Raw genomic sequence first — 14,855 nt, forward strand, 5'->3', positions numbered from 1 at the left:
TCGTTATAACAGTCCGAATAATATTGCCGCAGCAGAAGTAACCGTAGCAAAAGGGATAATCGTAGAAATTCTCTTGTCGAAATCTTTGCTTTTTTTGGAAGGAACGATAATGTAATCTCCGGGGTGCAGTACAATATTCTGATTGGGAACATCCTTCATCTGGGTAAGATCTATATTGGTTACCCGCACATTTTCGCCTTCCTGTCTTAATATTTTGACTGATTTCAGGTTGGCATACATTTCAAAACCTCCGGCTTTGGAGACAAGCTCAAGCAGCGTATTCTGGTCTTTATCAACCTGAATTACCGCAGGATTTCGCACTTCTCCCATCACTGCAATTTCCTTGTTGAGCACTTTCACATCAACAATAGGATTTACCAGCCATTTTTTCAGCTTGTTTTTTATTTCTTCTTTAAGTTCCGGAACGGATTTCCCGATCACCGGCGTAGTTCCCAGCCTCGGAATTTCAATATTTCCGCCGGCATCCACGAGCAGCCATTTTCCGTACACTTCATTGGAATTATAGATTCCGTATACCGAACCTACACTGAGATCATCCTGCCCCCAAACCGATAAGGTGATTTTATCATCTTTCCGGATTCTGTACTGATAAGACGGATCAAAACTGAAATCCTGCATATTCCGTGTAGCCTTATCTTCTTCCAGAACGTTGTACGTTTTGCAGGAAAGCACCGACAGTAAAACAGCTGCGTAAATGATTAATTTCTTCAGCATAACTTTAAAATAAAAATGAGAAAAACCTTCTGATCGTTTTAAATTTATTCTGATTCATTTCCTGCCTGATGCTTACAATCTTTTCTATGGTCTCCTTCATTTTTTCGCAGACCTCATTTCCTTTCACCAAATAATCGAAAGTACCATATTTAAGGGTATCTACAGCAGTATCAATACTTTGCTGTGCCGAAACCATAATTACATAAATATTCGGATCATAACGTTTTATTTTCTTCAGGACTTCAAAACCGTTGATGTCCTCCATGTTGTGATCCAGGAAAATGATATCGGGTTTAAGATAAAGCGCGTTGAGGCATTCTGTGCCGTTGCTGAAGATGGTAATATCACTATAATGATGATTTTTTAAATACCGCTCATACATACTTGAGCAGAATTGGTCATCATCTACAATAAAAAGCTTCAGATTGTGAGTGTTTTCCATTTTATAATTAATTTATAGAATCACCTTCTCCACAATCGTACCTTTTACATAAAAAACTGATTTACAATATTATATATTTTTATCTATTTCCATAATATGGAATTTAATCCTGATTTCGGATGATTACAGATGATCTTTTTCCATCTGTGCAATTGCATTCATAAGTGTATTTTTGATTTTTTCAAACAATAAATACAGCTTGGAGATTTCCATGCTTTGCTCCTTCGCCGAAACTTCCAATTCTCTCATTTCCGAAGATATGGATGTTATGCCCACCGCTTCCACACTTGGTCTGAGTTTATGTACAATCCTGGCAATTTCTGCAAAGTTTTGGTTGTTGAACGCAGACTCTATCTGTGGAAGCAGTTCCTGAGTCTGGGTAATGAATAATGCTATAATTTTTTTAATAAACGCTTCATCCCCCTGCCCCAGCTTTCGAATGCCTGTTAAATCATAAGCGATCTCCTTTACCGGTACTGCATCTGATTGATTCTTCTGCGGTCTGATATGCTTATCAATAATGGTAATCAGACTTTCTTCCGCAAAAGGTTTGGTAATGTAATCATCCATCCCGATGCTGATGCATTTGTCGATTTCACTTTTAAAAGCATTAGCAGTAAGCGCAATAATCGGTGTTTTGATTCCCATCTCTTCCCGTAAAATCTGGGTAGCCTCAATACCATCCATTTCCGGCATCTGAATGTCCATTAAAATAATATCAAACTGTTCTTTTTCAAGAATTTCCACGGCAATTCTTCCATTATCAGCCTTTGTTACCAGGCAATTGTAATGCTTCAGAGAATTTTCAGCAACGAGCTGGTTGAGCTCATTATCTTCAACCAATAATATCCGTGTGCCATCCAAAACAATCTGTTCATTTTCTGGAGAATCTTCCTGGTTTAATTTTTCGATTCCTTTATTAAGTACAAGCTGAATGGTAATTGAAGTTCCTACGTTTTTCTCACTTTTCACGTCAATCTCTCCTTTCATCAGATGAATGAGTTCTTTAGTAATAGACATTCCTAATCCGGTGCCTCCATATTTTCTGGAGATAGAACTATCTTCCTGGTTGAACTTTTTAAATATACTCCTGATATATTCTTCACTCATCCCAATGCCTGTATCAGTAATGCAGATTGAAAATGTCTGCTGATGAGGTAGATCCTGCAGCACTTTACAATCAACTGCAATTTTCCCCTGATTGGTAAACTTGAGTGAATTGCCTATAATATTGTACAAAACCTGTTCTATTTTAGAGGGATCTCCTTTAAAAACAGGATAGAGTTTATCAGAAAATGACGTGGTAAGCATCAAACCTTTTTCCTGCGCTTTAGGTTTGAGAATCGTAATTACATTTTCAACACTTTCTCTTATTGAAAAGTTTTTATTCTCCAGCAGCATCTCGCCGGATTCTATTTTTGAGATATCAAGAATATTGTTGATAATGGATAGTAAATGCTGGGAAGCATTATAGCTGTAATCTAAAAATTCCTGTTGCGAACCATTTACGCCTACCCTTTTCAGTTCACGAAGAAATCCTATGATGGCATTGAGCGGCGTTCTGATTTCATGGCTCATATTAGCGAGGAAAACCTCTTTTGCTTTAGAGGCTTCAAGAGCCTTGGCCCGCTGGAGTTTCAGCTCCTCTTCCAGTTTTTTCTGATCTGTGATATCCAGGTGAATTCCTACAGAACCGAGAAGATTTCCCTGGTCATCATAATTGGGTGCGCCGCTTATTGCCCACCATCTTATTTCTCCGCGCTTGTTCTTTACAGGAAGCTGATACACACTAGAAACACCTTTTTTCCTTAGTTCGATCTGCTCCTCCAGGAACTTCATATTATTCTCTCCATAAAGGAAAAGCTGAGACGGATTTTTCCCGATCAGTTCATCAGCTTCAAAGCCCGAAACCTCACAAAAGCTTTGATTGGCGTACTGAATCATCTGGTTATTATCAACTTCAATAAGTCCCAGATTCATATTGGCAATAATGTTGCGATATTTTTCTTCCTGTCTTCTGAGATGATCTTCAGCCCTTTTTCTTTCAGAAATATCAGTGTATTTCCAGAGATGTCCCTGGTACTGATCATTAATAAAAATAGGGATATAATCTCTTTCAAGGAATTTTCCATTCTTCATTTCCAGAAGCTCGTTGGTTACAATTTTCTTTTCTTCAAGGATTTCATTGATTCTCTGAACAAAGTGCTCTTCGTCTTTAAACAAGGTTTTAGATTCTTCCGCAGAGTTGGTACAGTCCAGACCGATCATATCATCAGCAGAAACCGGTATATTAAACATATTACAAAAAAGATCGTTGGTGAAAATGATCTGACGTTTTTCGTCTTCCATTAATATGCCGGACTGTAAATTGGCCAATAGCTTTTTAAGCATTTCTACGGTTCGGGAAAGGTTTCTTTCCAGTACGAGCCGTTCTCTCACATTTACAAGAACCTGGGTAAATATGGTGAGCAGGTTTTTTTCGGTATCCGATAAATTGTGATGATGTTTCACGAAATCAAAACCAACAAAACCCAAACATTCATTCTGCGTCATGGCCGGAATAACAAAAAGACTTTTGATATCCTGTGCCTGTAAAATTTCTTTAATATCGCTTTCAGGAAGTTCTTCAACATTCGGATAGTAAATGCTTCCTCCTTTCTTGTTGATTTCCACCCATTCATCCATCATTTCAAGAGGAATATCCTGCAGGTTGTCTATTTGCGGAGTAATTCCTTCACCGCAGTATTCATAAACATTGGAACAGGTTTTTTCAGCAAAATTATATCTGAAAATATACGCACGGTCTGCGTGAACAAATTCAGACATTTCTTTAAGGGATTTGTTAACACTCTGAGATACCTTTTCAATCGGAATATTGATATATTCGGAAGAAATATCCATTAAAAGATTCTGAAATTCAAGCTGTTTGTTAAGCTGTTCCTGTAAAAATATTCTTTTTTTAAGCTGCTCTGAAACATAGGAAGAAAGCTCTGTAAGATCTTCGGAATCCTGATTTTCAACAGAAGAATCCAGCATTTTAATAACTTCATAGAGATTTGAAATTGACTTTTGCTTGAGAATATTTTCACTTTTGAGGCTCTCGTTGATCTCATTATATTCTTCTTCACTTTGCTTAAAAACATGATCCATCAGATTTTTGTCCCGCTCAAACGATTTATACGATTCATTGACTGCATTGATAAAGCTTTTGAACTGAGGATGAGTTTTGCAGTCTTCCGTAAGATATTTATCGATTTGTCTTCTTAATAGCTTATGAAATTCAATTTCCATGGTGTGTAATTTCGTTAATGGTGGTAATGGTAATGGTCTGATTATGTAAAACACCGTTATCAAAAGGACGCAGTGGTGATATTTCGCCGTAAGAATAAAACCCGGAAATTAAGGTATCCGGGCCTAAAACATCTTTTACCATATCAACTTCTTCTGCAGTACGGGCTCCCAAAACGAGTTTTCTGCCAACACAGCTTATGATAATTGCCATTTTAGGATTTTGGCGGCCTATCTTAAGACATTGATTAGCGGCATCATGGGCTGCGTCAACCAGCCGGTCTATATTGGCCTTCATAAACCTTACTTTACTGCCTTCCGGAAGATCTCCCGCAAATACCATCGTATTATCATTTTCATTCACCGATAAAATAGTTCTCACCACAGGATAAGGATGATCGCCCGAAGTAAGCGACAGCGGAAAAAGTAAAGCTGAGCCCGGTAAATCCTGAGCATATTTTCCAAGGTATTTTTTGTACAATTCCAAGGCATTTTTCCCGTCTATTTCATAAAGAATATTATGCCGGGACTTTGTAACTGTTTTTTCAAGTCCGAAACTTTCCCATCCCCCGAATGAAGAATGAGACAATACAAGATTGCTGCCGTAAAATCCTATTGCTACAATCTTATTGGGCTCTGCCACGGTGTTTAACCCAACTGCCGTTTTTTCAAAATGATCACCGTCGCCAGCCAGACCTCCTGTAATCAAAACATCTTCTGGACGTCCAGAATTGATACCTTCAACAAGCTGGCTTCCGTTGACGCTGCTTCCGTCCGACAAAATGAATACCCATTTGAGCTGTTCTTTAGGAAGCTTATCCATAAGCACTCTTCCGGCTTCATAGCTATCCGGAAAATCGGTAATATCAATCTGAGAGGTTTTCAGGTAGGCTGTAGCAAAATTGAGTACGGTTACTGCTACGGTATTGTCATAAACATCATTGCCGTAAATCTCCCCGGAAGATGATGATAAAGCAATCTCCGCGCCGGGAAATTTTTCTTTTAAGAGCTTAAAAAAAGAGGCATCTTCGATAATATGTCTTGCTCCGTAAGCCAATACAAGCTGAGCATTTTCGTAATTAAGGTTTTCATCATTCCTTTCAAGTTTCCATTCTCTGTCCTTATAAAGTAATTCGGCAACTTTCATGTGTTATTGAGTTTTTTTGTTTTCAGTCTGGTTCAGCAAATTGTATATTGTTGATTTCCCGATATCCAGTATCTTAGCTGTTTTAATGACATCATTATTATTTTTTTTCAGAAAATGGAAGATGATATCGGTGGTGTATTCCTTCAGAGTTTTCTGGCCGTTAAGGAAGTTCTCAGATTTTTTTTCAAGATTGTAAAAAGTAATATCTTCTGCCATAATTTCCCCGTTATCAGCCATCACACAGGCCAGGTCAATAACCGATTTCAGCTCCCTTACATTTCCGGGGAAACCGTATGACAAAAGCTTTTTTTTAGCTTCATTCGACAAGGTTAAAGGTTTACTTTTATTTTCCTTTGCAAACAATTCTATAAAGTGTCTTGCCAGAATCAAAGCATCCTGTTCTCTTTCGCGAAGCGGCGGAAGCTCAATCGGAAGTCCTATAATCCGGTAATACAAATCTTCTCTGAAAGTACCTTTCTTAACTTCAGCAGCAAGATCTTTATGTGTTGCGGTAATGACCCGTACATCAAGCTTTATTTTCTGATTTCCGCCAACTCTGGTAATCTCTCTTTCCTGAAGTGCACGAAGCAGTTTACTCTGGATATTGAGATCAAGCTCTGCAATCTCATCCAGAAAAATAGTTCCACCGTTGGCCTGCTCAAATTTTCCTAACGCTCTATCCGCCGCTCCTGTAAAAGACCCTTTTTCATGCCCAAAAAACTCGCTCTCGACAAGTTCTTTCGGGATCGCAGCCATATTCACCGCTATAAACGGCTTGCTTTTTCTGGGAGAATTATAATGAATTGCTTTTGCCACAACTTCCTTTCCGGTACCGGTTTCCCCGGTTATCGAAACATTGATATTGGATTGTGAAGCTTTGTTTATTTTCGAAAAGGTATTTTTTATTGATTCACTCTGGCCGATGATTGTTTTTTCAAAAGCGTACTTGGTTCCGAGCTCATCCTTCAGCTCTTTAACCTCCTGTTTTAGGGAAATATTTTCTTTAAGCCTGATGATTGAATTCCAGAGCAGCTCCTTTGTATGTTCGTTTTTTACAATATAATCTTTCGCACCAAGCTTTAAAAAATTAACGGCTACCTCAATATTTTCCTGTCCGCTGATGACGATAATAGGAAGATCCGGATATAAATTCTTAATCTGGTTAAACAGCTCATCTCCCTGGAGATCAGGCAGCCCGAAGTCAATACAAATAATATCAGGAGTCTGATAAAGCGCTGAAAGACATTCTTTTGCAGTACTGCAGATATGAACATCATAATCGGGATTTAGCTGTAGGTAGTATTTAAGCATTTCCGCGAAAAAAGGATCATCATCAACTAAAAAGATTTTCATTATTGTGGTTGGTTTTAGTTTTTATACTATCACTAATTTAACAACTTTTGATCAGATTAAGAATAATTTTCAATAAAATAATACGAATACGAAAATTATAAATAATTATTATCATTAATTTATAAAAGGAAAGATGAATTACCAAAAAGGAAGCTTTTATATGAGTAAATACAAATCTATCCCGACAGTGCAGGACAATATTTACCCGTGTTTGTCTTAGATTGCAATTATTAATATTTTGAAAATGAAGTTCATTAATAATAAAATAAAAATTCTGGCATTAACAATTCTACATACAGGAATAATGGCGGTATCAGCTCAATCTTCAATCCACAAAGCCGAAACGTCAACATCACAATCCGGCAAAATTGTTCCTGATAACCTGAACTGGTCAGAAAGAATGCTGCTTTCCGAAATGTACCGTTTCCCGGAATCCTGGATGCTTGATTTCAGCAAAAGTCCGAAATGGACTTACCCTTCAGCTATTGTACTGGATGGTGCCGAACAACTTTACACAAAGACAGGCAAAAAGGAATATTACGACTATATCAGTGGTTTCGGAGAAAAACTCATCAAAGAAGATGGTACAATTCTCACGTATGAACTGGAAAAATACAACATCGATCTTTTGAACAGCGGAAACGTATTGCTTTATCTTTATGAAAAAGAGAAAAAAGAAAAATACCTTAAGGCACTTCAAACCTTACGTTTACAAATTGCCGGTCAGCCAAGAACTCAAGAAGGTTCTTTCTGGCATAAAAAAATATATCCGTATCAGGTCTGGCTGGATGGGCTTTATATGGGAATGCCATTCTACGCACATTATACAAAAGATTTTTCTAAAGGAAATGATGCTGCAAAAGCGTACGATGAGATTGTTTTCCAGTTTGACTCGGTACAGAAAAATCTTCTGGATAAAAAAACAGGGCTGCTCTATCATGGCTGGGACGAAAGCAGACAACAAGCCTGGGCTGATAAACAAACCGGATTGTCTCCTAATTTTTGGGGAAGAGCGATGGGCTGGTACGGAATGGCAATGGTGGACGTACTGGATTATTTGCCCCAAAATCATCCCGGCAGAGCGAGATTAATTTCTTACATTAAATCCTTTGCAGATGCTATTGTCAAAGTTCAGGATAAGGAAAACGGACTTTGGTACCAGGTTTTGGATAAAGCCGGAGAAAAAAGGAATTACACCGAAGCTTCCGCGTCTGCAATGTTTGTTTACATGATGATCAAATCCGTGAACAAAGGATATCTTCCTCAATCTTATAAAGTGTATGCCAAAAAAGGCTACAATGGAATTATTAAGAATTTAATCACGGTTGATGAAAACGGCGTTGTTAATCTCAACAAATGCTGTGCGGTTGCCGGTTTAGGAGGAAAGCCATACAGAGACGGCTCTTATGAATATTATGTGAATGAAAAGATCCGCTCCAACGATGCCAAAGGAACCGGACCCTTTATACTCGCCAGTATAGAGTTTGAAAAATAAGATCATTAATAAATGGAACAGGTAATGAAGAAACTGATATTGTTTTTATCTTTTCTGATAGTAAATTTAAACTTCGCACAGGAAAAAATCATTTTGTGGCCGAAAGGCCAGATGCCTAACTCAAAAGGCTTATCATTGAAAACCGAAGAGAAAGACGGGCGAATTGTACAGATAAAAGAACCCGAACTATTTGCCTTTTTGCCGCCAAAAGAAGAAAGAAAGCCTATGGCCGTCATTGTTATTCCCGGCGGCGGTTATTATAAGCTGACGTATGATCTTGGTGGTTTCCAGATTGCAAAATGGTTCAATACCTTAGGAATCTCCGCTTTTGTCCTTAATTACAGATTACCTGTTTCTCCGGATGTGAAACAGCGAGAAATCGCTCCATTACAGGATATTCAGGCGGCGATAAAATACCTTAGAAAAAATGCTGTCCAATATGGGATTTCACCTGACCGGATTGGCGTAATCGGAACTTCAGCCGGAGGACATCTGGCTGCATCGGTAAGCAATATCACAACAGATTACACGGAATTGAAAGGCGATTCGACCTCTATTTCCACCATTCCTAATTTTGCAATTTTAATTTCCCCGGTTATCGATTTGGGGGAATTTGCGCATGTTGGAAGCCGCAAGAGTTTGTTGGGTGAAAATGCTTCTCAGGACAAAATCAGCGAATATTCCATGCAGAACCGTGTGACCGATAAAACCCCGCCAACATTACTGATGCACGCACAGAATGATAAAACCGTTCCGGTGATGAACAGCATTCTGTATTATCAGGCTATGACGAAAAACAAGGTGAAAGGTGCATTATTTATTTTCCCGGAAGGCGAACATAAAATCGGAATTACAAACAAATCAAAATTAACCGATAACTGGAAAACGCTTTGCTCCGACTGGCTGAAAACATTATTCCCAACTCCATAATTTTCTAACCGACAGTGCAGGATAACCAATTCTTATATTTATTTTAGATTGCAATAGATAAACCGCACTATATTTCCAGATTCTTATGAAAAAATATCTTCCAATTCTTCTTTTTTTAGTTCTTTCCGTTGCTATTTCTGCCCAATATAAACCATGGACTTCCGCAAAACAGCCTCTGAAAGAAATCAAAGCTTTAAAAAAGCAAATCAAAAAACCTGAATTCAGAAATGCAGATTATCTGATTACGGATTTCGGGGCAATCGGAGACGGTAAAACAAAAAATACGGAAGCTTTCAAAAAAGCCATCGAAAAATGTAATGCTGAAGGCGGAGGAAGAGTTGTCGTTCCAAAAGGTATATTTTTAACGGGAGCTATTTATTTAAAAAGCAATGTTAATCTTCATTTAAGCGATGGTTCTACCATTCTGTTCAGCCAGGACAGCAACGACTACCCTATCGTTTTCACACGTTGGGAAGGAATGGAATGTATGAATTATTCGTCTTTAATTTATGCTTACGAAGAAGAAAATATTGCGGTTACCGGAAAAGGGACTTTAGACGGAAATGCCGACAATGACAACTGGTGGTTCTGGTGCGGTGCTACAAAATATGGCTACAATGAAACCCGTCCCGGAAGGCAGAATCCTGCCCGCGCAAAGCTTCACGAATATATGGCTGAAAGAAAACCAGCAAGAGAAAGAATTTTTGGTGACGGTTATTATTTAAGACCAAATTTTGTTCAGCCTTACCGATCTAAAAACTTTTACATGGCAGATGTTTTGGTTAAAAATTCCCCGATGTGGAACTTAAATCCTGTGTTGTGTGAAAATGTTTTGATTGAAAGGGTAAAAGTCATCAGCCACGGACCAAACAACGATGGTTTCGACCCTGAAGCCTGTAAAAATGTATGGATTAAAGATTCTTATTTCGATACCGGTGACGACTGTATCGCCATAAAATCCGGAAGAGACGAGGACGGAAGAGACATCGGAAGACCTGCCGAAAACCACCTCATTGAAAACTGCGAAATGAAAGACGGTCACGGCGGAGTCGTTATCGGAAGCGAAATTGCAGGTGGTGCCAGAAATATTTATGCCATTGGAAACGTGATGGACAGTAAAAATCTTGATCGTGCATTAAGAATCAAAACAAGCTCAAGCCGTGGCGGAATCATCGAAAACGTATTTTTTTATAATACAAAAGTGGGAGCATATGATGAAGCGGCAATACGTTTTAATATGCATTATGAAAAGCCGGGAAATCATATTCCGACGATCAGAAATATCCGGGTGGAAAATTTAACCGTAGATAAAGGCGGAAAGTATGCCGTATTTTCGGATGCCTACGAATCTTCCCCAGTGACGGATTTTACCATGATTAATGTAAAAATGACTGGCGTAAAAATACCATACAAGGTAGATTTTATGAAAAATGTAACACTTAAAAATGTAACCGTTAACGGACAACCATTAACTGAGTTGAAACCGTAAAATAAACACATTTAAATTCATTTAATCTGGTTATTGAAAGTCTTCGACAAGCTCAGACTGACACGTTATAAAAACAGTTTGTATTAGAGATGTCACACTGAGCCTGTCGAAGTGTCTTTAAATATTATTGTTTATTAATTTTATATATCTAGTTCTATTATTACCAAAAAAGACAATCCGTATAATTATTTTAGAGAATTAAAATGCACAAAAAAACCATTTTAGCCGGACTGATTGTTTTGTCGGCACTCTCCCATTCTTTTGCCCAATCGAAACATTGGCAGAACAACGAGCGTGAACTGCATTACAAACAAGATAAAGGCGATTTTTTGCTGGTCAACGGAAAGTACAGATTCAACCGGGCATTGTATGGCGATAATCTTGCTTCCAGAGTTGAAGCGGGAGATTTGCCGGAATTTGCACTCTACCTTCCCGGGATGGGCGGAAACCTGCAGTTTGTCATTCAGAAAGGAAATTCCATTAAGAAATTAATTCATGCTGAGAAGATTGAAACCCGTTATCGGCCAGGCTCAATGTTGTATGAGATTAAAGACCCTGTTCTTGGCAGCGGAACTTTAAAATTAACCGTTTTAGCTCAGGCTAAAGAAGAAGGCCTTGTCCTAAAAATGGAAACCCTGAATATAGATTCTTCCACAAAAATTTATGCAGTTTATGGCGGAGCAAGCGGAACAACTTTCAGCAGAAACGGAGATATTGGTGCAGATCCTGAATCCGGATTTTATCTGTTGCCAGAATATTGTCTGAACAATCAGTTTCAACTTAATAAAAATCAGTTTCAACTCAATTATTTAAATAAGAAAAAAGAAACGCAGACTGTCAGCGGAAGCTTTTCAAATGTAAATGTATTACAAAAAACCGATGCGGCGACTTTAGAGAAACTTTCTGACTTTACTCAAAATAAAACAGATCAATATCCTATTATTTACGCTTCGTATTCTTCACAGAAAAAGCCGGTTTATATTCAGATTTCCAAAGGAAAATCAATTAAAAACTTTTCGGATGAAGCGTTAAAAAACATCTTTAATGAATCTGAAAAAGCCCGATTAACATTAACGAATCGAATTCAGCTCAAAACTCCGGATGCAGATTTGAATAACTTTGGAGCCAATTTAGCCGTCGCCGCAAACGGAATTTGGGAAAGTCCGACCTTTCTTCACGGTGCCGTTGCCTGGAGAATGCGGCTGAATGCTTGGCGTGGCGCTTACACAGCCGATGTATTAAGTTGGCACGACAGAGCAAAAGAACATTTTGAAAGCTATTCCAGATCACAAGTCCTGGAGCCAAAAGCTGCTCCGGTTGTGATGGATACTTTGAGACATTTAGCTCGTTCTGAAGAAAAAATGGGAACTTCCGTTTTTTCGAGCGGTTACATTTCCAGAAACCCGAATGACAACACTAAACCGCATCATTACGATATGAATCTGGTGTTTTTTGATCAGCTTTTTTCACATTTCAATTACACAGGAGACGTAGAATTTCTCAAAAAAATGTGGCCGGCGATGGTTCGTCATATGGATTGGGAAAAGCGAAATTTCAAACGTGGTGATTTGTATGATGCATATGCTGCGATTTGGGCAAGCGACGCGTTACAATACTCTGGCGGAAAAGTGACACATACTTCGGCATATAATTACAGGGCTAACCGTGAAATGGCGAAACTGGCGAAGATAATTGGTGAAAATCCGAAACCTTACGAACAGGAAGCTGAAGCGATTATAAAGGCAATGAAAAACGAACTTTGGATTAAAAACAAAGGTTATTTTGCTGAATATAAAGATGCTTTAGGCAATCAAATTGTTCACGATAAACCGGGAATATGGTCAATTTACCACGTTTCGGATGCGTTTATTCTGAATGAATTTGAAGATTACCAGAACATACAATATATTAATAACTATACGCCGAAAATTCCGGTTACGGTAAAAGGTACAGATCATAAAGATTATTATACTTTATCCACCACCAATTGGCAGCCTTACGACTGGTCCATCAACAATGTTGCATTGGCGGAAAATTTACAGACCGCTTTGGCGTATTGGCAAGCCGGAAGAAATGATGAGGCCTACCAACTTTGGAAAGGAAATCTGGTTGAATCAATGTATTACGGCATCAGTCCTGGGAATTTTGAACAGCTTTCGCATTATGATGCATTTCGTGGGGAATTGTACCGGGATTTTGCCGATCCTGTTGGCGTAGCTTCCAGAACTTTAACGGAAGGGCTTTTCGGAGTTTATCCTAAATTATTAAATGATAAAATTGAAATAAAACCCGCATTTCCGAAAGACTGGAATTTTGCTGAATTAAAGCTTCCGGATTGGGAGTATTATTTTAAAAGAAGTGCGGAAAAGACTGAATATTTATTTAATTCAAAATATCAGAATCCGGTGGCGCTGGAAATGCAGATTCCGGTGAATGAGTCCAACATCAAATCGGTAAAAGTAAATGGCAAAAATGTGGATTGGAAAATTAAACCCAATTCTATTTTGCAGCCGATTATTCAGTTTGAAACGCCGAAAGGAAAAGATTTTAAGATTGAAATTAATTATTCGGGAGAAGAATTAAAAAATGAACAGACAAATTATATCAATTATATTTCTGAAAGTCTTCAGTTGAATTTTGATTCAAAAAAGAAGATTAAAGATGTTCTTGACCCACAGGAATTGATTAAAATTCGAAATGGAAATAAGTTTGATCTAATTCAGCAAGAAAGAAAAGGAACTTTTTTCGTGCAAACCGAACAAAACGGTACAACCTGGTGGCAGCCTGTGAATGTGGATATCCGGTTTCCCCTGGAAACAAAATGGATCAATAAAAAACTGCAGATCCAATCTAAATCATCCAGTCCAATTAATGGAAAACTGACTATTAATGGTTTTAATCAAACTTTTAATATTCAAAAAAATCAACATACAACCATTGAAATTCCTGTAAATTATTTAAGTAAAGGAACAAATTCTATCAAACTCGAATACAACGGAATTAAACAAATTATTGAAATTGCAGACTGGGAAATTGAAAACCAGGGTCAGTTTAATACCATTTCATTAGCCTCAAAATATAATGAAAAAGTAACCGAAATTTTCAATCAGAAATATCTTTCGCCAAGATTAAAAGTACCCACGCTGCAGCTTCCTTGGCAGGGAATCGGAAACTGGTGCTATCCTTTGATTACCGCTCAAATTGATGACATTGGTTTGATGAATAAAAGAAAAAACGGCAAAGTTCATTTCCTCGGAATTCCCTTTTTAATTGATAAAACAGATAAAAATATTGTGTTTGCAAGTCAATGGGACAATTATCCTGATTCGGTTGAAATTCCTTTGACCGGAAAAGGAAAGAAAATCTATTTTCTAATGGCAGGTTCTACCAATCCGATGCAGTCGCAGATTGTGAACGGGACAATTACGGTTCAATATACTGATGGCTCGACTTCAGAACTGGAATTGAAAAACCCGACCAATTGGTGGCCAATTGAGCAGGATTTGTTTGATGATAATTTTGCATTTGAAATTCCGGATGATAAAATTCCGTACCGTGTCCAACTGAAAACCGGAGAATTGTACAAAGGCGGAACTTTGCGTAAATATTCGAGCATTAAAGGATTTACAGACCGTCAGGTGGATGGCGGTTCTGCTACGATTCTGGACTTGCCGATTGATGAAAATAAAGAATTAAAATCGATAAAATTAACAGCCGTGAGCAATGATGTGGTGATTGGAATGATGAGCGCAACTGTTTTGAAATAAATATAATGACGAATGCACGAATGTTTATTAACAATTAATTCGTGAATTCGTGGATGATAAAATAAAATGGTTAAACCGCAAAAGGTTCAAAAGAAATGTTTGAGAATAAGAAATTCAAAGTTTACAAAATGTGGAAATATAAAGTTTACATTTTGTAACCTTTTGACTAACTAAAAAGCCAGGAAATCTTTTGTCTCTTTTGCGGTTAA

The 14,855-nt window shown here is 37.9% G+C and carries 9 protein-coding genes; 4 read left to right on the top strand and 5 right to left on the bottom strand.

Annotation, left to right across the window (positions count from 1 at the left end; genetic code table 11):
• Positions 1–3: 3 nt before the first annotated feature.
• The 5 genes from BUA76_RS02610 to BUA76_RS02630 form a co-directional block, all read right to left on the bottom strand.
• Entirely contained in the window at positions 4–735 is a 732-nt protein-coding gene (locus BUA76_RS02610; RefSeq protein ID WP_072883254.1) for a polysaccharide biosynthesis/export family protein, read from the bottom strand.
• A gap of 4 nt (positions 736–739) precedes the next feature.
• Positions 740–1,177, bottom strand: a complete 438-nt coding sequence (locus BUA76_RS02615; RefSeq protein ID WP_072883255.1) for a response regulator — start codon at positions 1,175–1,177, stop codon at positions 740–742.
• A 123-nt stretch (positions 1,178–1,300) separates the two neighbouring features.
• Positions 1,301–4,468 carry a PAS domain S-box protein gene (locus tag BUA76_RS02620; RefSeq protein WP_072883256.1) on the bottom strand — a complete coding sequence of 1,056 codons (3,168 nt, stop codon included), beginning with the start codon at positions 4,466–4,468 and terminating at the stop codon, positions 1,301–1,303.
• Entirely contained in the window at positions 4,458–5,612 is a 1,155-nt protein-coding gene (locus tag BUA76_RS02625; protein WP_072883257.1) for an FIST signal transduction protein, read from the bottom strand. The genes BUA76_RS02620 and BUA76_RS02625 overlap by 11 nt, the downstream gene beginning before the upstream one ends.
• A gap of 3 nt (positions 5,613–5,615) precedes the next feature.
• Positions 5,616–6,965 carry a sigma-54-dependent transcriptional regulator gene (locus BUA76_RS02630; protein ID WP_072883258.1) on the bottom strand — a complete coding sequence of 450 codons (1,350 nt, stop codon included), beginning with the start codon at positions 6,963–6,965 and terminating at the stop codon, positions 5,616–5,618.
• Positions 6,966–7,209: 244 nt separating this feature from the next.
• Between BUA76_RS02630 and BUA76_RS02635 the strand changes: the two genes are divergently transcribed.
• The 4 genes from BUA76_RS02635 (at position 7,210) to BUA76_RS02650 (ending at position 14,646) form a co-directional block, all read left to right on the top strand.
• Complete coding sequence (locus BUA76_RS02635) at positions 7,210–8,460, top strand: glycoside hydrolase family 88/105 protein (protein WP_072883259.1); 1,251 nt, start codon at positions 7,210–7,212, stop codon at positions 8,458–8,460.
• A gap of 24 nt (positions 8,461–8,484) precedes the next feature.
• Positions 8,485–9,390 (top strand): alpha/beta hydrolase, encoded by a 906-nt coding sequence (locus BUA76_RS02640; protein ID WP_072883379.1) that lies wholly within the window; start codon positions 8,485–8,487, stop codon positions 9,388–9,390.
• An 85-nt stretch (positions 9,391–9,475) separates the two neighbouring features.
• Positions 9,476–10,879 carry a glycoside hydrolase family 28 protein gene (locus BUA76_RS02645; RefSeq protein ID WP_072883260.1) on the top strand — a complete coding sequence of 468 codons (1,404 nt, stop codon included), beginning with the start codon at positions 9,476–9,478 and terminating at the stop codon, positions 10,877–10,879.
• Positions 10,880–11,082: 203 nt separating this feature from the next.
• Positions 11,083–14,646, top strand: a complete 3,564-nt coding sequence (locus BUA76_RS02650) for a DUF4450 domain-containing protein (RefSeq protein ID WP_072883261.1) — start codon at positions 11,083–11,085, stop codon at positions 14,644–14,646.
• The last annotated feature ends 209 nt before the right edge of the window (positions 14,647–14,855 follow it).

The sequence above is a fragment of the Chryseobacterium takakiae genome (assembly GCF_900129385.1).
GTDB lineage: Bacteria > Bacteroidota > Bacteroidia > Flavobacteriales > Weeksellaceae > Chryseobacterium > Chryseobacterium takakiae.

Excerpts from the sequence above, each read along its gene's own strand:
- BUA76_RS02610 (WP_072883254.1), bottom strand. The coding sequence starts at position 735 with ATGCTGAAGAAATTAATCATTTACGCAGCTGTTTTACTGTCGGTGCTT.
- BUA76_RS02615 (WP_072883255.1), bottom strand. The coding sequence starts at position 1,177 with ATGGAAAACACTCACAATCTGAAGCTTTTTATTGTAGATGATGACCAA.
- BUA76_RS02620 (WP_072883256.1), bottom strand. The coding sequence starts at position 4,468 with ATGGAAATTGAATTTCATAAGCTATTAAGAAGACAAATCGATAAATAT.
- BUA76_RS02625 (WP_072883257.1), bottom strand. The coding sequence starts at position 5,612 with ATGAAAGTTGCCGAATTACTTTATAAGGACAGAGAATGGAAACTTGAA.
- BUA76_RS02630 (WP_072883258.1), bottom strand. The coding sequence starts at position 6,965 with ATGAAAATCTTTTTAGTTGATGATGATCCTTTTTTCGCGGAAATGCTT.
- BUA76_RS02635 (WP_072883259.1), top strand. The coding sequence starts at position 7,210 with ATGAAGTTCATTAATAATAAAATAAAAATTCTGGCATTAACAATTCTA.
- BUA76_RS02640 (WP_072883379.1), top strand. The coding sequence starts at position 8,485 with ATGAAGAAACTGATATTGTTTTTATCTTTTCTGATAGTAAATTTAAAC.
- BUA76_RS02645 (WP_072883260.1), top strand. The coding sequence starts at position 9,476 with ATGAAAAAATATCTTCCAATTCTTCTTTTTTTAGTTCTTTCCGTTGCT.
- BUA76_RS02650 (WP_072883261.1), top strand. The coding sequence starts at position 11,083 with ATGCACAAAAAAACCATTTTAGCCGGACTGATTGTTTTGTCGGCACTC.